The sequence below is a fragment of the Burkholderia sp. 9779_493 genome, from assembly GCF_015712215.1.
Lineage (GTDB): Bacteria > Pseudomonadota > Gammaproteobacteria > Burkholderiales > Burkholderiaceae > Burkholderia > Burkholderia cenocepacia.
Genome location: NZ_JACCQA010000009.1, coordinates 148171 through 168396, shown reverse-complemented (window position 1 = coordinate 168396; position 20226 = coordinate 148171). Strand labels below are relative to the sequence as shown.

At 68.8% G+C, this 20226-nt stretch carries 18 protein-coding genes; 6 read left to right on the top strand and 12 right to left on the bottom strand.

All coding sequences use genetic code 11. The annotated features are described in order from the left end of the window. Window positions 1-50: 50 nt before the first annotated feature. The 3 genes from H0X95_RS11925 to H0X95_RS11915 all read right to left on the bottom strand — a co-directional run bounded on the left by H0X95_RS11925 (window position 51) and on the right by H0X95_RS11915 (window position 3649). On the bottom strand, window positions 51-1535 hold the full coding sequence (locus H0X95_RS11925) for a DegQ family serine endoprotease (RefSeq protein ID WP_006497333.1): 1485 nt from the start codon (window positions 1533-1535) through the stop codon (window positions 51-53). 101 nt (window positions 1536-1636) lie between these two features. Next, entirely contained in the window at window positions 1637-2983 is a 1347-nt protein-coding gene (locus H0X95_RS11920) for an ATP-binding protein (protein WP_006493399.1), read from the bottom strand. Window positions 2984-2986: 3 nt separating this feature from the next. Next, window positions 2987-3649, bottom strand: a complete 663-nt coding sequence (locus tag H0X95_RS11915) for a response regulator (protein WP_006481728.1) — start codon at window positions 3647-3649, stop codon at window positions 2987-2989. A gap of 187 nt (window positions 3650-3836) precedes the next feature. Between H0X95_RS11915 and dacB the strand changes: the two genes are divergently transcribed. From dacB to H0X95_RS11900, 3 genes are all read left to right on the top strand, one after another. After that, window positions 3837-5369: a D-alanyl-D-alanine carboxypeptidase/D-alanyl-D-alanine endopeptidase gene (gene dacB / locus H0X95_RS11910; RefSeq protein WP_059720703.1), complete on the top strand. Its 1533-nt coding sequence runs from the start codon at window positions 3837-3839 to the stop codon at window positions 5367-5369. Window positions 5370-5701: 332 nt separating this feature from the next. Beyond that, window positions 5702-6616 (top strand): sterol desaturase family protein, encoded by a 915-nt coding sequence (locus H0X95_RS11905; RefSeq protein ID WP_006497335.1) that lies wholly within the window; start codon window positions 5702-5704, stop codon window positions 6614-6616. A 95-nt stretch (window positions 6617-6711) separates the two neighbouring features. Beyond that, a complete protein-coding gene (locus tag H0X95_RS11900; RefSeq protein WP_006481733.1) occupies window positions 6712-7848 on the top strand; it encodes an SGNH/GDSL hydrolase family protein in 1137 nt (378 codons plus the stop codon). A gap of 90 nt (window positions 7849-7938) precedes the next feature. Here the strand turns inward: H0X95_RS11900 and H0X95_RS11895 are convergent, their stop codons facing one another. From H0X95_RS11895 to H0X95_RS11855, 9 genes are all read right to left on the bottom strand, one after another. Then, complete coding sequence (locus H0X95_RS11895; protein WP_006497337.1) at window positions 7939-8967, bottom strand: L-threonylcarbamoyladenylate synthase; 1029 nt, start codon at window positions 8965-8967, stop codon at window positions 7939-7941. A gap of 11 nt (window positions 8968-8978) precedes the next feature. Further along, window positions 8979-10175: a 5-(carboxyamino)imidazole ribonucleotide synthase gene (locus tag H0X95_RS11890; protein WP_006497338.1), complete on the bottom strand. Its 1197-nt coding sequence runs from the start codon at window positions 10173-10175 to the stop codon at window positions 8979-8981. Window positions 10176-10265: 90 nt separating this feature from the next. Next, window positions 10266-10787, bottom strand: a complete 522-nt coding sequence (purE, locus tag H0X95_RS11885) for a 5-(carboxyamino)imidazole ribonucleotide mutase (RefSeq protein ID WP_006481724.1) — start codon at window positions 10785-10787, stop codon at window positions 10266-10268. 16 nt (window positions 10788-10803) lie between these two features. After that, window positions 10804-11694: a phosphoribosylaminoimidazolesuccinocarboxamide synthase gene (locus H0X95_RS11880; RefSeq protein WP_006477945.1), complete on the bottom strand. Its 891-nt coding sequence runs from the start codon at window positions 11692-11694 to the stop codon at window positions 10804-10806. Window positions 11695-11928: 234 nt separating this feature from the next. Then, window positions 11929-12993, bottom strand: a complete 1065-nt coding sequence (gene fba / locus H0X95_RS11875) for a class II fructose-bisphosphate aldolase (RefSeq protein ID WP_006481730.1) — start codon at window positions 12991-12993, stop codon at window positions 11929-11931. A 317-nt stretch (window positions 12994-13310) separates the two neighbouring features. After that, window positions 13311-14747, bottom strand: coding sequence for a pyruvate kinase (gene pyk / locus H0X95_RS11870; protein ID WP_006493398.1), 1437 nt, complete (start codon window positions 14745-14747; stop codon window positions 13311-13313). 284 nt (window positions 14748-15031) lie between these two features. Then, entirely contained in the window at window positions 15032-16228 is a 1197-nt protein-coding gene (locus H0X95_RS11865) for a phosphoglycerate kinase (protein WP_006481732.1), read from the bottom strand. A 280-nt stretch (window positions 16229-16508) separates the two neighbouring features. Next, window positions 16509-16832, bottom strand: coding sequence for an AzlD domain-containing protein (locus H0X95_RS11860; RefSeq protein WP_059720704.1), 324 nt, complete (start codon window positions 16830-16832; stop codon window positions 16509-16511). Beyond that, on the bottom strand, window positions 16829-17584 hold the full coding sequence (locus H0X95_RS11855) for an AzlC family ABC transporter permease (protein WP_006481734.1): 756 nt from the start codon (window positions 17582-17584) through the stop codon (window positions 16829-16831). Before H0X95_RS11855 ends, H0X95_RS11860 begins: the two co-directional genes overlap by 4 nt. 207 nt (window positions 17585-17791) lie before the next feature. On the opposite strand from H0X95_RS11855, the gene H0X95_RS11850 reads away from it, so the two are divergent. The 3 genes from H0X95_RS11850 (at window position 17792) to waaF (ending at window position 20137) form a co-directional block, all read left to right on the top strand. Beyond that, on the top strand, window positions 17792-18715 hold the full coding sequence (locus H0X95_RS11850) for a branched-chain amino acid transaminase (protein WP_059720705.1): 924 nt from the start codon (window positions 17792-17794) through the stop codon (window positions 18713-18715). A gap of 50 nt (window positions 18716-18765) precedes the next feature. Continuing rightward, entirely contained in the window at window positions 18766-18960 is a 195-nt protein-coding gene (locus tag H0X95_RS11845) for a zinc-finger domain-containing protein (RefSeq protein ID WP_006482499.1), read from the top strand. A 139-nt stretch (window positions 18961-19099) separates the two neighbouring features. Continuing rightward, window positions 19100-20137, top strand: coding sequence for a lipopolysaccharide heptosyltransferase II (waaF, locus tag H0X95_RS11840; protein ID WP_059720706.1), 1038 nt, complete (start codon window positions 19100-19102; stop codon window positions 20135-20137). Window positions 20138-20226: the final 89 nt, after the last annotated feature.

The window sequence follows — 20226 nt, the reverse complement described above, 5'->3', positions numbered from 1 at the left end:
GCGGCGCCCGCCACGGCCGGCCGGCCGGGCCGGCCGTCGGCCGTTGCCGGTCAGCTCAGGTCGACCGGCACGAAGATCTGTGCATTATCGCGCTGGATCAGCAGAGCAAGACTGTTGCCCGCGCCCTTCACCGCGTCGCGCAACTGCTCGGGGCTCGTGACCGGACGGCCGTTCACCGCGAGGATCACGTCGCCGGGCTGGATGCCCGCGTTGGCGGCCGGCCCGCCGGCCTGCTGCACGATCAGCCCGTGCGACAGGTTGTCGGCGCTGCGTTCCTGCGGCGACAGCGGCCGCACCGCGACACCCAGCCGGCCCTGTTCGACCGGCCCGCCGTCGTTCGACGCAAGCTTCGCGTCGGCCATCGCGCCGAGCGTCACGGTGATCGACTTCTTCGACTTGTCGCGCCAGATCTGCAGGTCGGCCTTCGAACCCGGCTTCAGGTTCGCGATCTGCGCGGGCAGCGACGTCGAATCGGCGACCGGCGAACCGTTGACCGACAGGATCACGTCGCCCGGCTGCAGGCCGGCCTTCGCGGCCGGACCGTTGGCGTCGACCGAGCTGACGAGCGCGCCGTCCGGCTTCTGCAGCCCGAACGAGCTCGCGAGCGTCTGGTTCAGCCCCTGCACGGCCACGCCGAGCCGGCCGCGGCTCACGTGGCCCGTCTTCACGAGCTCGTCCTTCACCTTGATCGCCTCGTTGATCGGGATCGCGAACGACAGGCCCTGGAAGCCGCCCGTCTGCGAGTAGATCATCGAGTTGATGCCGATCACCTCGCCCTGCAGGTTGAACAGCGGACCACCCGAGTTGCCGGGGTTCACCGGCACGTCGGTCTGGATGAACGGCGTGTAGTTCTCGTCCGGCAGCGCGCGCGACTTCGCGCTGATGATGCCCGACGTGACCGTGTTGTCGAAGCCGTACGGCGAGCCGATCGCGACGACCCACTGGCCGACCTTGCTCTGCGCCGGATCGCCGATCTTCACGGTCGGCAGGCCGCTCGCGTCGATCTTCAGCACGGCGACGTCGGACTGCTTGTCGGAGCCGACGACCTTCGCCTTGTATTCGCGCTTGTCGGTCAGCTTGACCGTGACGACGTTCGCGCCGTCGATCACGTGCGCATTGGTGAGGATGTACCCGTCGGAACTGACGATGAAGCCCGACCCGAGGCTCGCGCTCGGCTGGTCGTCCGGCTGCGCGTCGCCGCCCATGCCCGGCACCTGGCCGTAGAAGTGCTTGAAGAACTGGTAGAACGGGTCGCTCGGATCGATCGGCAGTTGCGGCTGCGGCGCACGCCGCGCCACCTGCTTCACGACGTGCTTCGCGCTGATGTTCACGACCGCCGGGCCGTAGGTCTCGACGAGCCCGGAGAAATCGGGAATGCCGGTCTTGGCGGCAGCTTCGGCCGGCATCAATGCGGCCGCCTGCGCGGGCGTGATGATCTGCGGATCGGCGCGGCGGGTGCCGGCGAAATAGCCGGCCGACAGGGCGGCCGCCACGGCGACCGCGACGGCGCCGCGCGCAAGGAATCGGGTGTTCATCGTAGGACCTCCTCTTTGTTAGGACGCAGCGTAACGACCCTGACTTAAAGGAGGCTTAATCAGCCTTAAGCGGGGCTTAAGCGGCTGCCCGCGCCGCCCCTTCAGACGGTTTCGGACGGCTGCGAAGCCGGGGCCGGCATCTCGGCATCGCGGAACACGACGCTGACGAGCAGGCCGCCCGCGGCCGCATCGCCGAGCGACACCGTCGCGCCCTGCTGCGCCGCCACGCGCTTGACGATCGCGAGCCCGAGCCCGCTGCCCGACACGTCGGTGCGTGCCCGTGCCGTGCTGTCGCGATAGAAGCGGTCGAACACGCGCTCGCGCTCGTCGGCCGGAATGCCCGGCCCGCTGTCGCCGATCTGCACGCAGGCGCGGCCGGCCGCGTCGCGCGTCAGCGACACGTCGATGCGGCCGCCGTCCGGCGTGTATTTCACCGCGTTGTCGAGCAGGTTGCCGAACATCACGCGCAGCGCGCCGACGTCCGCGACGACGCTCGCCGCGCGCGTTTCCTCGAAGCCGAGATCGATGTCGCGCCGCTGCGCGAGCGGCGCATGCGCGGCCACGCATTCGGCGAGCAGCGCCTGCAGGTCGACCGGCTCGCGCATCGTCGCGCCGTCCGGCTCGGCGCGCGCGAGCGCGAGCAGTTGCTCGGTGAGCCGCGTCGCGCGCGACACGCCGTCCTGGAGATCCGCGATCGCCTCGCGGCGCGACGCATCGTCCTTCGCGCGCGCGACGAGCTGCGCCTGGATCTGCACGGCCGCGAGCGGCGTGCGCAATTCGTGCGCGGCGTCGGCGACGAACGCCTTCTGCGTGTCGAGCGCCGCCGACAGTCGCGCGAGCAGCCCGTTCAGCGCCCGCACGAGCGGCTGCACCTCGAGCGGCAGGCGCGCGTCGGGCAGCGGATCGAGCGCTTCCGGCCGGCGCGCCTCGACCGCGCGCGTCACGCGGCCAAGCGGCGCGAGCCCGCGCCCGACGATCCCCCACGCGGCCGCGCCGAGGAACGGCAGCAGCACGATCAGCGGCCACAGCGTGCGCAGCGCGACGTTCGCCGCGAGCCGGTTGCGCACCGACAGCGGCTGCGCGAGCTGCACGACGTTGTCGCCGACGATCGCTCCGTACACGCGCCATTCGCCGCGATCGGTGCGTTCGGTCGAGAAGCCGAGTTCCGCGCGCGGCGCGATCGGCGCACGCGGATGCGAGAAGTACATCAGCACGCCGTTGCGATTCCAGATCTGGATCACGATGCCTTCGTCGCCGTTGGTGCGCGAGCCGAACACCTGCGAGAACGGCTCCGACGGCAGCGCCGCGGCGATTTCCTGCAACTGGTAGTCGAACAGCTCATTCGCCTCGGCGAGCGCCTGCCGGTAGATGAGCCAGCCCGCGGCGCCCACGCCCGCGACGACGATCGCGAGCAGCCAGATCAGCAGTTGATGACGAATCGACCGCACGCGTCAGCTTTCCTTGACGACCATGTAGCCGAGCCCGCGCACGTTGCGGATCAGGTCCGAACCGAGCTTCTTGCGCAGCGCGTGGATGTAGACCTCGACCGTGTTGCTGCCGATCTCCTCGCCCCAGCCGTACATCTTCTCCTCGAGCTGGCTCTTCGACAGCACCGCGCCCGGCCGCGCGAGCAGCGCCTCGAGCAGCGCGAACTCGCGCGCGGACAGCGCAACGGGCGCGCCGTCGAGCGTCACCTGGTGCGACGCGGGATCGAGCGTCAGCGCGCCGTGGCGGATCAGCGACTCGCTGCGCCCCGCTTGACGGCGGATCAGCGCGCGCATCCGTGCGCCCAGCTCGTCGAGATCGAACGGCTTGACGAGGTAATCGTCGGCGCCCGCGTCGAGCCCCTTCACGCGATCGGCGACGGCGTCGCGCGCGGTGACGATCAGCACCGGCAGCGCGAGCCCGCGCCCGCGCAGCGTGCGCAGCACGTCGATGCCGTCGCGCTTCGGCAGGCCGAGATCGAGCAGCAGCAGATCGTACGTCTCGCCGCCGAGCGCCGTCAGCGCGGCGTCGCCGTCCTGCACCCAGTCGACCGCAAAGCCGTCCGAGCGCAGCGCCTTGCGCACGCCCTCGGCAATCATTCGATCATCTTCGACAAGCAGAATCCGCATCGGGCCACGCATCCAGGGGGCGAGTCAAACACGGCGACCATTGTAGCGCCGCGAATCGGGTGCGCGGCACCGTGCAATGCAACAGTAAGGCGGATTGCAAGGGGCCTGCCCCGACTTGTCTCTACAATGTGCGCTTCGGCGCCCCCGCGCGTCCTGCCCGAGCCCCCTGCTTTTCCCGTATTCGCCCATGCCGATTTCCGATCTTTCCGCCCGGTTCGCCCCCCGCGCCCGCGTCTGCCTGCGCGCGGCCGCCGTCGTCGCCACCTGCACGGCCCTCGCGTTCGCGCCGTCCGCCCAGGCCCGCAAGAAATCCCACAAGGAAGCACGCAAGACCGCCGTCGTGTCGCCGGCCGCACGCGCGGCCGGCCTGCCGGCCTCCGTGCTCGTCGCGCTGCAGCGTGCGAAGGTGCCGGCGTCGGCGATGAGCGTGGTGGTCGAGCGCGTCGGCGATCCGCAGCCGCTGATCGCGTGGAATGCGAGCCGGCCGATGCTGCCGGCCTCGACGATGAAGCTCGTGACGACCTTCTCGGGCCTGTCGATCCTCGGCCCCGACTACCGCTGGCGCACCACCGCGTACACGGACGGCACGGTCGACCCGGACGGCACGCTGCAGGGCAACCTGTACATCAAGGGCACCGGCGATCCGAAGCTCGTGCCCGAGGAGCTGATCGACCTCGTCGACAAGCTGCGCAAGGCCGGCGTCAAGCGCGTGGCCGGCGGCCTCGTGCTCGACAAGAGTTATTTCGCGGCGTCGACGCGCGACCTGCCGTCGTTCGACGACGATGCCAGCGCGCCGTACAACGTCGGCCCCGATCCGCTGCTGTACGCGTTCAAGGCCGTGTCGTTCACGGTCACGCCGGGCGACGACGGCAAGGTCGCCGTCGACGTGTTGCCGCCGCTCGCGGACTTGTCGATCGACAACCAGCTCGTCGAAGGTTCGGGCTCGTGCAGCGCGGCCGCCGCGGCCGCGCGCCCGACGCTGACGGCCGGCGGCGGAATCATGACGGCGTCGTTCGCCGGCGACTACCCGCTGCGCTGCGGCGCGCACACGACCAACCTCGCGATCCTCGATCACACGACCTTCTTCGCGCGCGGCTTCCTCGCGCTGTGGCAGCAGGACGGCGGCACGATCGCCGGGCCCGTGAGCGAAGGCAAGGTGCCGACCACCGCGCGGCCGCTCGCCGTGCATCACAGCCCGGTGCTCGGCAGCATCGTCTACGACATCAACAAGTTCAGCAACAACGTGATGGCGCGCAACCTGTTCCTGACGATCGGCGCGGTCAGCGGCAAGCCGCCCGCGACGCCCGAGCAGTCGAGCCGCGCGATCCAGGCGTTCCTGCAGAAGAACGGCATCGCGATGCCCGACCTCGTGCTCGAGAACGGCTCGGGGCTGTCGCGCGAAGAGCACGTGAGCGCGCTGTCGCTCGCCGCGCTGCTGCAGGCCGCGAACGCGAGCCCGGTCGCGCAGGCGTTCATCGATTCGCTGCCGATCGCGGGCATCGACGGCACGATGAAGAACCGCCTCACCAACGCGGGCGTGCTCGGCAACGCGCACATCAAGACCGGCACGCTGCGCGACGTGCGCGCGATCGCCGGCTACGTCGCCGGCTCGGACGGCCAGAGCTACATCGTCGTCAGCTTCATCAACAACGATCACGCGGAAGCCGCGCGCGCCGCGCACGACACGCTGCTCGAATGGATCTACGCGGGCGCGCACTGACGATCCGTACACCGCGCGGCGGGCCGTCGTGACACGGCGGCCCGTGCGGCCCCGCAGTGCGTCACCCGCGAAATTTCGCGCCGCGCGGTTTGAAACGCGCGCCGCCACCGTCGCGCGGCGCCTCGCGCGCTCGCCCCATCCTCAAAACGGGGCCACACCGCCCGGCCCCGTGCAGTACGGATTCCGTAGAAACCCTGTCCTCAGAGGGAACCCTCTACGCTGCCCCCTCGCCTAGCGCGTAGCGATTGCGTAGGCTGTTGGCCTGACGATATCTACAACGGGCCACACGCCCGGCCTGATGGCTTGCAGGGGAACGAAGGAGACACACGCCCATGCGATTCGACGTCGAATTGCTTCTGCTCGCGCTGGCGCCCGTCTTCCTGCTCTGCATCGCGTGGGAGGCCTGGCACCTCGCCCGCACCCGTGCGCAGGACCGTATCTATGCGTGGCGCGACACGCTGTGCAACGCGGCGCTCGCGCTGATGCACCAGGGCGCCGACAAGATCGCGTGGCTGTTCGTGATTCCTGTCTATGCGTACTGCTACCGGCACTATCGCGTCTACACGTGGCACGACGGCTGGCTGTCGTTCGCCGTGCTGTTCGTCGCGCAGGACTTCCTCTACTACGTGTTCCATCGCGCGAGCCATCGCGTGCGCTGGCTGTGGGCCGCGCACGTCGTGCACCACTCGTCCGAGCGAATGAATTTCTCGACCGCGTTCCGCCAGAGCCTGATGTACCCAGTCGCGGGCATGTGGCTGTTCTGGCTGCCGCTCGCGTTCGCCGGCTTTCCGCCGCAACAGGTCGTCGGCGTCGTGCTGATCAACCTCGCGTTCCAGTTCTTCGTGCACACGCAGGCGATCGGCAAGCTCGGCTGGCTCGAATACGTGCTCAACACACCGTCGATCCACCGCGCGCACCATGCGCGCAACGCGCGCTACATCGACCGCAATTACGCAGGCGTCCTGGTGATCTGGGATCGCCTGTTCGGCAGCTATGTCGAGGAAACGCCCGACGATCCGCCGCAGTACGGCATCGTCGAGCGGCTCGGCTCGAACAACCCGCTCGTCGCGACGTTTCACGAGTGGGTGTCGATGGCGTCCGACGCGTTGCGCGTCGGCGGATGGCGCAACAAGCTGCGCGCGATTTTCGGCCCGCCCGAATGGGCGAGCGCTTATCATGCGCAGATTGCCGAGGCCGCGAACCAGGATCCGCGCACCGTGCCGCTGGCGGCTGCGCGCGATCGATAAACCGTTTCAGCCAACGGCCGCCGCGCAGCCCGGAACCGAGCAGGCGCGCGGCAGATGAGCAACACATCAGGCCATATCTACGAGGAGATCGAACGATGCAGACACAACAACACGCACCTTCCCGCACCCGGCAGCGCATGCTGCGCACCGCGCAGGTCGCGATCGCCGGCGCCGCGCTCGCGCTGCTCGCCGCATGCGGCGGCGGTGACGACAACAACAGCAGTGCGTCGAACACGCCGCCGTCGGGCGTGAAAATGCAGATCGTGTCGTTCGGCGACAGCCTGTCCGACGTCGGCACCTACTCGCAGATCAAGCTCGGCTTCGGCGGCGGCCGCTTCACGACCAACCCGGGCCAGGTATGGACGCAGAACGTCGCGCAGTACTACGGCGACACGCTGCAGCCCGCCAACCAGGGCGGCTTCGGCATCCCGCTGCAGGCCACCGGCGGCCTCGGCTACGCGCAGGGCGGCTCGCGCGTGACGCTGCAGCCGGGCATCGGCCATGCGGACGCGAGCGTGCCGAATCCCGACTACGCGCAGGCGACGACCACGCCGATCGCCGACCAGGTCAAGCAGTACCTGTCGCAATACGGCAGCTTCAACGCCGGCCAGATCGTGCTGATCAACGGCGGTGCGAACGACATCTTCTACCAGGCCCAGGTCGCGCAGGCGCAAGGCAACACGCCGGCCGCGCAGCTCGCGGCGGCGCAGGCGATCGGCCTGGCCGCGCAGCAGCTCGGCGGGATCGTCCAGCAGATCGTCGCGGCCGGCGCGACCCACGTGTTCGTCGCGAACGTGCCGGACATCGGCGGCACGCCGCTCGCGCTGCAAGGCGGCACGCAGGCCGCGTTCACGCAACTGTCCGGGCTGTTCAACAAGACGCTCGTCGGTACGCTCGCCGCGCTGAAGGTCGACCCGACGAAATATGCGGTGGTCGATTCGTTCACGTGGCAGGACGGCATCGCGGCCAACTACCAGTCGAACGGTTTCAGCGTGTCGAACACCGACACCGCCTGCAACCTGAAGGCGATGGTCCAGGCCGCCACGCAGTACGGCGTCGCGAACGCGACCGCGTTCGGCTCGTCGCTGTTCTGCTCGCCGCAGACCTACACGGTCGCGAACGCGGACCAGACCTACATGTTCGCCGACACGGTCCACCCGACGACGCGCCTGCATGCGCTGTTCGCGCAGTACGTCGAACAGCAGATCGCGAAGTCCGGCGTCGGCAAGTAAGCCGCTCACTACGCGCCCAAACGAAAACGCCTGACCGGTTCGCGCCGGTCAGGCGTTTTTTGTTTGCGTGGACGGATGCGCGTGGCTGCGTCAGTCGCGCGCTTCGAACGCCGCGGCCGCGCGGCCGAGGCGATCGTTGACCGCGATCCATTCGACGGTCTCGGGCAGCTTCTCGACGAGAATGCGCGCGACCTGCGCCCGGTCGAGCGCGCGCAGCATTCCGTACAGGTCGCGCGCATAGGCTTGCGGATCTTCCGGCGCCGCGACGAAGTGCACGCCGTCAGCCTGCGCCCAGCGTCCCGCACGCGACGCGCGGGCGACGAGCGCGATGCGTTCGCCGTCGGTTTGCGCGGCCGCGAGCAGCGGCTCGAGCGCGTCGAACGGCAGCAGCGCGAGCGGCGTGCGCGGCGCGTAATGCGCTTTCAGCGTGCCCGACGCGCGTGGGGCCGTCGCATCGCTGCCGTCCGGCAGCTTCGGGGCGCGGCCGAGCACGTCGGCGATCTGTTGCGGCGTCACGTGCCCCGGGCGCAGCAGCGCCGGGAAACCACGCGACAGGTCGAGAATCGTCGACTCGATGCCGACTTCGGATGCGCCGCCGTCGAGCACGTGCACGGTATCGCCGAATTCGTCGCGCACGTGTTGCGCGGTCGTCGGACTCACGTGGCCGAACCGGTTCGCGGACGGCGCAGCCACGCCGCCGTGGCCGCCGCGCCGCGCGCCGAACGCGGCCAGCAGCGCCTGCGCGACCGGATGCGACGGGCAGCGCAGCCCGACCGAATCCTGCCCGCCGCTCACGGCATCCGGAATGCGCGCGTGGCGCTTCAGGATCAGCGTCAGCGGGCCCGGCCAGAACGCGTCGATCAGCGCGTGCGCGTCGGCCGGCAAGTCGTCGGCCCAGTAACCGGGATCGCCGCCCGGCGGCAGATGCACGATCACCGGATGGTTCGCGGGCCGCCCCTTCGCCGCGTAGATGCGTGCGACGGCCTCGGGGTTCGCCGCATCGCCGCCGAGCCCGTAGACGGTTTCGGTCGGAAACGCGACGAGCTGGCCCGCGTCGAGCAACGCGGCAGCCGCGTCGATCTGCGCGGGCGTCACGTGCTTCGGGAGATCGCTGGACATCGGCCGGCGCCTCAGTCGAGCGGCACGCGCAGCAGTTGCGCGCACGCGGTGGCGGCGACGACGGCTTCGTCGCGCGTCTCGGCCGTGAAGTTCACGTGGCCCATCTTGCGGCCGACGCGCGCTTCTTCCTTGCCGTACAGGTGCAGGTGCGCGGCCGGCATCGCGGCGACCGTGTCCCACGGCGGCGTGACGGCATCGGCCGCCGCACCGTTGGGGAACCACACGTCGCCGAGAATGTTCAGCATCGCGGCCGGCGAATGCTGGCGCGGGTTGCCGAGCGGCATGCGCGTCATCGCGCGCACCTGCTGCTCGAACTGGCTCGTTGCGCACGCATCGACCGTGTAGTGGCCGGAGTTGTGCGGGCGCGGCGCCATTTCGTTCGCGACGAACGAGCCGTCCTCCAGCACGAAGAATTCGACGCACAGCACGCCGACGTAGCCGAGCGTATCAGCGATCCGGATCGCCGCCTGCTGCGCTTCCTCGACGCGGGCCGCATCGGCGGCCGGCGCCGGCACGACCGTCAGCGCGAGGATGCCGTTGTGATGCACGTTCTGCGCGAGCGGGAAGGCGGCCGAACGGCCGTCCGCGCCGCGCGCGATCAGCGCCGACACTTCGTATTTCAGCGGCAGGCGCTTCTCCAGCACGCACGGCACGCCGCCGAGCGCGGCATGCGCGTCGCGCGCTTCCTGCGCGGTGGCGACCCGCACCTGGCCCTTGCCGTCGTAACCGAGGCGGGCCGTCTTCAGGATGCCCGGCAGCACCGCGTCGAGCGCCGCATCGTCGAGCGCGGCGAGCGCCGCCGCCGATTCGATCACGACGTGCGGCGCGACCGGCACGCCCGATGCCGCGATGAAACGCTTCTCCGCGATCCGGTCCTGCGCGACCGCGACGCAGCGGCCGGCCGGCGCGACGAACGTCGTGCGCGCGAGGAAATCGAGGCTCGCGGCCGGCACGTTCTCGAACTCCGTCGATACAGCCTCGCACAGGTCGGCCAGTTCGGCGAGCGCGGCTTCGTCGTCGTACGCCGCGCGCAGGTGGCGATCGGCGACCGCGCCGGCGGGGCTCGTCGGATCGGGATCGAGCACCGCGACGCGATAGCCCATCGACTGGGCGGCAAAGCAGAACATGCGGCCGAGCTGGCCACCGCCGACCATGCCCAGCCACGCGCCGGGCAGGATCGGGGAAACGGAATCAGGAGTTGCGGTCATGTCAGTGGTCGGTCGCGGCGGAACGCGGAACGGCCCGCCGCAGTGGGAAAATCCGGCGCCGGCCGCGTCGTGCGGCCGCGCGCCATGCCGTCATTCCAGCGGCGGCAGCACCATCGCGTGCGCGGCTTCGTTCTGGCGCACGCGGAACGCGGCGAGCCGGTTCGCGTAGTCGACCGAGTTGCCGGACAGGATCGACACCGCGAACAGCGCGGCGTTCGCGGCGCCGGCCTCGCCGATCGCGAACGTCGCGACGGGCACGCCCTTCGGCATCTGCACGATCGAGTGCAGCGAATCGACACCCTTCAGGTACTTGCTCGCGACCGGTACGCCGAGCACCGGCACCGTGGTCTTCGCGGCCAGCATGCCGGGCAGGTGCGCGGCGCCGCCGGCGCCCGCGATGATCGCACGCAGCCCGCGCTCGCGCGCCTTCTCCGCATAGTCGAACATCTCGTCGGGCATCCGGTGCGCGGACACGACCTTCGCTTCGTACGGCACGCCGAATTCCTGCAGGATGGCGACCGCATGCTTCATCACGTCCCAGTCGGAACTCGAGCCCATCAGCACGCCGACGAGCGGCGCGCTGTGCGTGTGGGCAGTCTGGATTTCGCTCATGTCGTATCTGTCCCGATCAGGCGAGCGACTGGCCCGTGATGCGCTCGAGCGCTTCCTGGTACTTCGCGGCCGTCTTCTCGACGACGTCGGCCGGCAGCGCCGGCGCCGGCGCCGTCTTGCCCCACGGCTGCGCCTCGAGCCAGTCGCGCACGAACTGCTTGTCGAACGACGGCGGGTTGGTGCCCACTTCGTACTGGTCGGCCGGCCAGAAGCGCGACGAATCGGCGGTCAGCACTTCGTCCATCAGGTACAGCTTGCCGTGGTTGTCGAGGCCGAATTCGAACTTCGTGTCGGCGATGATGATGCCGCGCGTCGCCGCGTAGTCGGCCGCTTCCTTGTACAGCTTGATCGAGATGTCGCGGATCGTCGCGGCCAGCTCGGTGCCGATGCGGCGCTCGGTTTCCTCGAACGTGATGTTCTCGTCGTGCTCACCCATCTCGGCCTTCGCGGCCGGCGTGAAGATCGGCTCCGGCAACTTCTGCGCGTTCTGCAGGCCTGCCGGCAGCTGCACGCCGCACACGGCGCCCGACGCCTGGTATTCCTTCCAGCCGCTGCCGGCCAGGTAGCCGCGCACGACCGCTTCGATCATGATCGGCTCGAGGCGCTTGACGACCACGCCGCGGCCCTTCACCTGCTCGACTTCGTCGGCCGCGACGACCGCTTCCGGCGCGTCGCCCGTCAGGTGGTTCGGCACGATGTGCGCGAGCTTGTCGAACCAGAAGTTCGCCATCTGGTTCAGCACGCGGCCCTTGTTCGGAATCGGCTCGCCCATCACCACGTCGAACGCCGACAGGCGATCGGTCGTGACGATCAGGAGCTTGTCGTTGCCGACCGCGTAGTTATCGCGAACCTTGCCGCGACCGAGGAGCGGCAGCGAACGGAGCGTGGATTCGTAAAGGGTAGACATCGTCTTTTCGCAGATAAGGAGCCAAACAAAAAGGGAAACGCCGTTCCCCGCGGCAGGCGGGAACGGCGGTCTTGCAATACGTCGGCGAACCGGCGGGCGCAGCGCCCCGACGGCTGCCGGCCGGCCCTTGTTCGGCCGGACGGAACGGCTGCCGGGGCCGGATCGGATCCGGCCCGCCGGGCGGCCAGCCCATGCCCGGCGGCAGAACCGGGCGGGGCAAATCGTACTACAGTCTCAGCGCACGACCTGTGCGAGCGCGCCCGACTTGTACTGCTCGGCGATCTTGTCGAGCGACACCGGCTTGATCTTGCCGGCCTGGCCTTCGCAGCCGAACGCGAGGTAACGGTCGACGCACACCTTCTTCGCCGCTTCGCGCGCGGGCTTCAGGTAGTCGCGCGGATCGAACTTGCCCGGGTTCTCGAACAGGTAGCGGCGGATCGCGCCGGTGATCGCGAGACGCAGGTCGGTGTCGATGTTGATCTTGCGCACGCCGTGCTTGATGCCTTCCTGGATTTCCTCGACCGGCACGCCGTAGGTTTCCTTCATGTCGCCGCCGAATTCGCGGATCTCGGCCAGCAGTTCCTGCGGCACCGACGACGAACCGTGCATCACGAGGTGCGTGTTCGGGATGCGCGCGTGGATTTCCTTGATGCGCTGGATCGACAGGATGTCGCCCGTCGGCTTCTTCGAGAACTTGTACGCGCCGTGCGACGTGCCGATCGCGATCGCGAGTGCATCGCACTGCGTGAGCTTGACGAAGTCGGCGGCCTGCTCCGGATCGGTCAGCAGCTGCTCGCGGGTCATCGTGCCTTCCGCGCCGTGGCCGTCTTCCTTGTCGCCCTTCATCGTCTCGAGCGAGCCGAGCACGCCGAGTTCGGCTTCGACCGTCACGCCGATCGAGTGCGCCATCTCGACGACCTTGCGCGACACGTCGACGTTGTACTCGTACGACGCGACCGTCTTGCCGTCGGCTTCGAGCGAACCGTCCATCATCACGCTCGTGAAGCCGCTGCGGATCGCGGCCGTGCAGACGGCCGGCGACTGGCCGTGATCCTGGTGCATCACGACCGGGATGTGCGGATACGATTCGACCGCCGCTTCGATCAGGTGGCGCAGGAACGGCTCGCCCGCATACTTACGCGCGCCGGCCGATGCCTGCATGATCACGGGCGCGCCGACCTGGTCCGCCGCCGCCATGATCGCCTGGACCTGCTCCAGGTTGTTCACGTTGAAGGCCGGCAGGCCGTAACCGTGCTCTGCCGCGTGGTCCAGCAATTGACGCATTGATACGAGAGGCATTGTGGAACTCCTTGGAATGAAAACCGGTGCGCCCTGACGCCGGCGCGGCACCTGCCCGGGTCTGGACCGGGGCAGCGCGGCGCGGCTGAGCGTCGAATAGCCGCATTTTATCGCGAAGCGCCTCCGATTCCGACCGCCCGGTGGCCCCCGCTCGCAATTTGTTACGTTCGCACGGCACAATGCGGCCAAAAAGGAGAAAAAAAGCCGCGCGGGGCTTCGGACCCCGCGCGGCTTTTTGCGCAAAAATGGTACCGGATCAGCCTCGACCGATCCGGGTCGCCGGCTCGCAGGCCGGCTCAGCGAGGCTCAGCCGGCGCTCAATAGTGCTCGCCGACCCGCACGATCTTCAGCGTGTTGGTGCCGCCCGCCTGCCCCATCGGCTCGCCGACGGTCAGCACGACCATGTCGCCATGCTGCACGTAACCCTGCTTGACGACGATCTCGAGCGCCGCCTGCAGTGCCGAATCGCGGTCGCTGTTGAAGTCGACGTGCAGCGGCGTCACGTTGCGGTACAGCGCCATCGTGCGCTCGCTGCCGACGCGCGGCGTCAGCGCGAAGATCGGCACGTGCGTGTAGTGACGCGACATCCACAGCGCGGTCGCGCCCGATTCGGTCAGCGCGACGATCGCCTTCGCGCCCAGGTGGTACGCGGTGAACAGCGCGCCCATCGCGATCGACTGGTCGATCCGCGTGAACGTCCGGTCGAGAAAATCCTTGTCCAGCTCGACTTCTTCGGATTTTTCCGCTTCGACGCACACGGCCGCCATCGTCTCGATCGTGACGACCGGGTACTTGCCGGCGGCCGTCTCGGCCGACAGCATCACCGCGTCGGTGCCGTCGAGCACCGCGTTCGCGACGTCCGACACTTCCGCGCGGGTCGGCACCGGTGCGTGGATCATCGATTCCATCATCTGCGTCGCGGTGATCACGAGCTTGTTCGACTCGCGCGCCATCCGGATCATGCGCTTCTGCAGCGCCGGCACGGCCGCGTTGCCGACTTCCACCGCGAGGTCGCCGCGCGCGACCATGATGCCGTCGGACGCGTCGAGGATGCTCTGCAGCGCCGGAATCGCCTCCGCGCGCTCGATCTTCGCGATCATCTTCGGCTTGATGCCGTACGGCGCGCCCGCGATGTTCGCGAGCTGGCGCGCCATTTCCATGTCGGTCGCATTCTTCGGGAACGACACCGCGACGAGGTCCGCGCCGAGCGACATCGCGGTGCGGATGTCTTCCATGTCCTTCGCGGTCAGCGCCGGCGCCGACAGGCCGCCGCCCTGGCGGTTGATCCCCTTGTTGTTCGACAGCTCGCCGCCCACCTTGACGATCGTGTGGATTTCGTCGCCGAGCACGCGCTCGACGGTCAGCACGATCAGGCCGTCGTTCAGCAGCAGCAGGTCGCCCGGCTTCAGGTCGCGCGGCAGTTCCTTGTAGTCGAGGCCGACGCGCTCGTCGTTGCCGAGCTCGCAGCCCGCATCGAGGATGAACGGCTGCCCGGGCACGAGCGTGGTCTTGCCGTTCTCGAACTTGCCGACGCGGATCTTCGGGCCCTGGAGGTCGGCCATGATCGCGATCTCGCGGCCAACCTTGCGGGCGGCCTCGCGCACCATTTCGGCGCGCTGGCGGTGATCGTCGGCCGTGCCGTGCGAAAAGTTGAGCCGCACGACGTCGAGGCCCGCCTGCATCATCTGCAGCAGAATCTCCGGCGAACTGGAAGCCGGGCCGATCGTGGCGACTATCTTGGTGGCGCGCTGCATGAAACTCCTCATCTGGATCAAGGTGGATGCGCTGGGTGAAACGCTGCGAGAGCCGGAATCGGCGGGCCCAGCGGCGGCCGTTCCGGGGGGCGTGCCGGTGCTTGCGCCCGGCATCGCTTTGTTCTGGATCTCGTGGTGCTGTGCGGCCGCGTCGCCGGCAGCCGCCGGTGCGCGCGGGGCGGTGTTCGCCCGCGCGGGCGCGCGTTTGCGCTTGCCCGCGCCGGCCGGCTGCTCCGCTTTCGCGGAGCGCGCGGCCTTCGTCACCCCTGCGCGCGCCGCCACGCTCAGGCCGCCCGCGTTTCGAGCACTTCCACCGCCGGCAGCTTCTTCCCCTCGAGGAACTCGAGGAAGGCGCCGCCGCCCGTCGAGATGTAGCTGACCTGGTCGTGAATGCCGTACTTCGCGATGGCCGCGAGCGTGTCGCCGCCGCCCGCGATCGAGAACGCGGACGATTTGGCGATCGCTTCGGCGAGCGTCTTGGTGCCGTTGCCGAACTGGTCGAACTCGAACACGCCGACCGGGCCGTTCCACACGATCGTGCCGGCCTTCTCGAGCTGGCTCGCGAGTGCCTTGGCCGTATCGGGGCCGATGTCGAGGATCATGTCGTCCGCTTCGATGTCGGCGACCTGCTTCACCGTGGCCGCGGCCGTCGGCGAGAATTCCTTGGCGGTGACGACGTCGGTCGGGATCGGCACCGACGCGCCGCGCTCGCGCGCTTCGTCGATGATCGCCTTCGCCTCGGCGACGAGATCGGCTTCCGCGAGCGACTTGCCGATCGACAGGCCGGCCGCGAGCATGAACGTGTTCGCGATGCCGCCGCCGACGATCAGCTGGTCGACCTTGCCGGCCAGCGACTTCAGGATGGTCAGCTTGGTCGACACCTTCGAGCCGGCGACGATCGCCACCAGCGGGCGCGCCGGGTTGCCGAGCGCCTTGCCGAGCGCGTCGAGTTCGGCGGCCAGCAGCGGGCCCGCACACGCGACGGGCGCGTACTTCGCGATCCCGTGCGTGGTCGCTTCCGCGCGGTGCGCGGTGCCGAACGCGTCGTTCACGTACACGTCGCAGAGCTTCGCCATCTTCTGGGCGAGCTCGTCCGAATTCTTCTTCTCGCCCTTGTTCACGCGGCAGTTCTCGAGCAGCACGACCTGGCCCGGTGCGACGTTCACGCCGTTCTCGACCCAGTTCGACACCAGCGGCACGTCGCGGCCGAGCAGCTCGGCGAGACGCTTGGCGACCGGCGCGAGCGAGTCTTCCGGCTTGAACTCGCCTTCGGTCGGACGGCCGAGGTGCGACGTGACCATCACGGCCGCGCCGGCGTCGAGCGCGGCCTGGATGGCCGGCACGGACGCACGCACGCGGGTGTCCTCGGTGATGTTGCCGTGATCGTCCTGCGGGACGTTGAGGTCGGCGCGGATGAACACCCGCTTGCCGGCGAGCTGGCCGGCGGCGATCAGGTCGGTAAGACGCTTGACTTGGCTCATGTTGAACAGATTGAAGTAGTGGATGGGGAAAGGGGGTTCACGCTGGACGTGCGCGGGCTGCCGCGAAAGGGCGCCGGATGCGGCCGTGGCTGGCGGTTCGCATGACGCGCACGGGTAAAAAATCTCGAACGGGCATTCTAGCCGATCCACCCGGCAGACTGACCCGTGCGGCGGCGAATTCCGCCTATTTGGGATCGCGCGCCGGAACCGACATATTGCCGCAACGCAGCAATTCGCCGACGCAACCGGGCGGCGCCGGGCGAGCCGGAACGGCGGCCCATCAGAAGATCAGGCGCAACGCGGTGAAGACGAGCATTCCGACGACGATCGTACCGAGCATGCTGCGCCGCCACAAAAACCAGCCGAGGCCGGCGAGCGCCGCGAAGAACGGATGGTTGGACAGCGCGAACGACAGGCCGGCCGGCGTTTCGAGCACGTCGGGCAGCACGACGGCGACCAGCGCGGCGGCCGGCGCGTAGCGCAGCGCGCGCTGCGCGCGTTCGGGCAGCACGGTGCGCTCGCCGCCGATCAGGAACAGCGCGCGCGTGACCGCCGTGACGATCGTCATCCCGACGATGACGATCCAGATCTCGGTCGCGCTCATTCGATCTCCTTTTCGTGCACGGTTTCGGTACGGATGCGCCGCCAGTCGGCCCGCTCGACGAAGAAGTCGGCCGTGCAGCCGGCCGCGAGCGCGGCGAGCACCGCGAGCGGCAGCGCAAGCCGGTACGGCAGGTCGAACGCGACGAGCGACACGATCCCGGCGACCGCGACGGCCGCGAGCGTCGAGCGGTTCGCGACCGCCGACACCATGATCGGGATCAGCGCGAGCGTGCCGGCCAGCTCCAGCCCCCAGCTCGCGGGAAAGAAGCTCGCGAGCAGGATGCCGGCGAGCGACGACACCTGCCACGACGCCCAGCTCGCGAGCGCCATCCCCCAGAAATAGGCTTCCTTGCCCGGCACGCGGCCGTACGCGAAGCCCTGTTTCTGGAACAGCAGGTAGATCACGTCGCCGTTGAAATAGCCGATCGCGAGACGCCGCCACAGCGGCAGGTAGGAAAAATGCGGCGCCAGCCCGGCGCTGAAGATCACGAAGCGCATGTTGACCATCGCGGCCGTGAGCAGCACGGTCCAGATCGGCAGCTTCGCCGCGAGGAGCGGCAGCACCGCGAGCTGCGACGAGCCCGCGTAGACGAACAGCGACATCGCGCTCGCCTGCCCGAGCGTCATCACGGACTTGCTCATCGCGATGCCGGTGACGAGCCCCCAGGACAGGATCGCCATCAGTGTCGGGGAATAGTCGCGCGCGCCCTGGATCAGCGCGAAGCGGTCGGTGGCGGACAATCGAGCGAGCATGGGAAAGCGGGCCGCAGCGGGCGGTTCGTCGGGACGCCGGCGCCTCCTGCCGGTGCGACCCATCGTTATTGGAATCGGTACCGGACGATTATAGCGCCGGCCCCGCGCCGTCCGACCGGATCGTCGCCAAATGACGCTAAAATACGCGTCTTTCCGGCTCAACGCTGCATACAACCCGCAGCACCTCACCGCTTCCAGGAGAATCCTATGTCAATGGCCGACCGCGACGGCAAGATCTGGATGGACGGCAAGCTGATCGACTGGCGCGACGCCAAGATCCACGTCCTGACCCACACGCTGCACTACGGCATGGGCGTCTTCGAGGGCGTGCGCGCGTACAAGGCGGCCGACGGCAGCACCGCGATCTTTCGCCTGCCCGAGCACACCAAACGTCTGCTGAATTCGGCGAAGATCTTCCAGATGGACGTGCCGTTCGACCGCGAAACGCTCGAAGCCGCGCAACTCGCGGTCGTGCGCGAGAACCGGCTCGAGTCGTGCTACCTGCGCCCGATCATCTGGGTCGGCTCGGAAAAGCTCGGCGTGGCGGCGAAGGGCAACACGATCCACGTCGCGATCGCCGCATGGCCGTGGGGCGCGTACCTCGGCGAAGACGGCCTCGCGAAGGGCATCCGCGTGAAGACGTCGTCGTTCACGCGCCACCACGTGAACGTGTCGATGGTGCGCGCAAAGGCGTCGGGCTGGTACGTGAACTCGATCCTGGCGAACCAGGAAGCGACGGCTGACGGCTACGACGAAGCGCTGCTGCTCGACGTCGACGGCTACGTGTCGGAAGGCTCGGGCGAAAACTTCTTCCTCGTGAACAACGGCAAGCTGTACACGCCCGACCTGTCGTCGTGCCTCGACGGCATCACGCGCGACACGGTCATCACGCTCGCGAAGGACGCCGGCATCGAGGTGATCGAGAAGCGCATCACGCGCGACGAGGTCTACACGGCCGACGAAGCGTTCTTCACCGGCACGGCCGCCGAAGTCACGCCGATCCGCGAGCTCGACAACCGCACGATCGGCATCGGCGCGCGCGGCCCGATCACGGAAAAGCTCCAGTCGGCGTTTTTCGATATCGTGTCGGGCAAGAACGCGAAGTACGCGCACTGGCTGACGAAGGTCTGAGCGCGCCGCGCGACCGACCGCCCCACACAAGAGTGATAAGAGAAAGTCTCATGAGTGAAATCAAGGAAATGCCGCTGGTCGAGCTGACGGCCAAGGATCTTCCCGCCTACTGCCCGAACCCGGCCATGACCCGCTGGAACGCGCACCCGCGCGTCTTCATCGACGTGTCGCACGGCGAGGCGCGCTGCCCGTACTGCGGCACGCGCTACAAGCTGCGCGACGGCGAGGTCGTCAAGGGCCACTGAGCCCGGCGGCCGGGCCTGAAGGCCCACCGACCCGCAAGGCGGCGCAGCCGGAAGTCCGGCGCGCCGCCGTTCCCCATTCTGGCAACCCGAACGCGGCGCCCGAGCGCCGTGCTTCATTACGACATCGGAAGTCGACCTGATGCGTCGAGCGCTGGTTATCGCACCGAACTGGATCGGTGACGCATTGATGGCGCAGCCGCTTTTTGCGCTGCTGAAGAAACTCCATCCCCGCATCGCCGTCGATGCCGTCGCACCCTCGTGGGTCGCGCCCGTGCTCGAGCGGATGCCCGAGATCCACGATGTCCACGCGACCGATCTCGCGCACGGCAAGCTGCAGCTGCTGCGCCGCTGGCAGCTCGCGAGCGACCTGCGCGACGTCGGCTACGACGCGGCGTACGTATTGCCGAATTCGCTGAAGTCCGCGGTGATCCCGTGGCTCGCGAACATCCCGCTGCGGATCGGCTATACGGGCGAGCACCGCTACGGCTTGCTCAACGTGCGCCACGCGAACCCCGACAAGTCGGGCGAGCGGCCGCCGATGACGACCCACTACGCGGCGCTCGCGTACGCGCCGGGCGCGAAGCTGCCCGAGTCGATGAAGACGCTGCCCGCCCCGCGCCTGGACGCCGACCTGAACGAAACGGCGCGGGTGTCCGCACGTTTCAATCTCGATACACGCAAGCCGCTCGTCGTGTTCTGCCCCGGCGCCGAATACGGCCCGGCCAAGCGCTGGCCGCCCGAGCACTTCGCGTCGCTCGCGACCATCGTGCACCAGTCGTTCCCGTATACGCAGATCGTCGCGCTCGGCTCGCAGAAGGATGCCGCGGCCGCGCAGGCGATCGCCGACCACGCGCCGAACGTGCGCAACCTGTGCGGGCAGACGTCGTTGTCCGAGGCGTGCGCGCTGATCGCGCGCGCGAACGCGGTCGTCACCAACGATTCCGGGCTGATGCACGTCGCGGCCGCGCTGCGCCGGCCGCTCGTCGCGTTGTACGGATCGACCGATCCGCGCCACACCCCTCCGCTGTCGGAGCTGGCGAAGGTACAATGGTTGCATCTCGAATGCAGTCCCTGCTTCGAACGCGAGTGCCCGCTCGGCCACCTGAAGTGCCTGCGCGAACTCGGTCCGGAGCAGGTATTCGGCGATTTGCGCGGCATGCTCGTCGGGCAGCGCTGACCCTGACCGGCAGCGTCGCACGGCGCGCCGGGCAATCCGATTCACCGGTGTGCGGCGGCTCGATCCGGGCCGCCGTGCTGAATACGGCG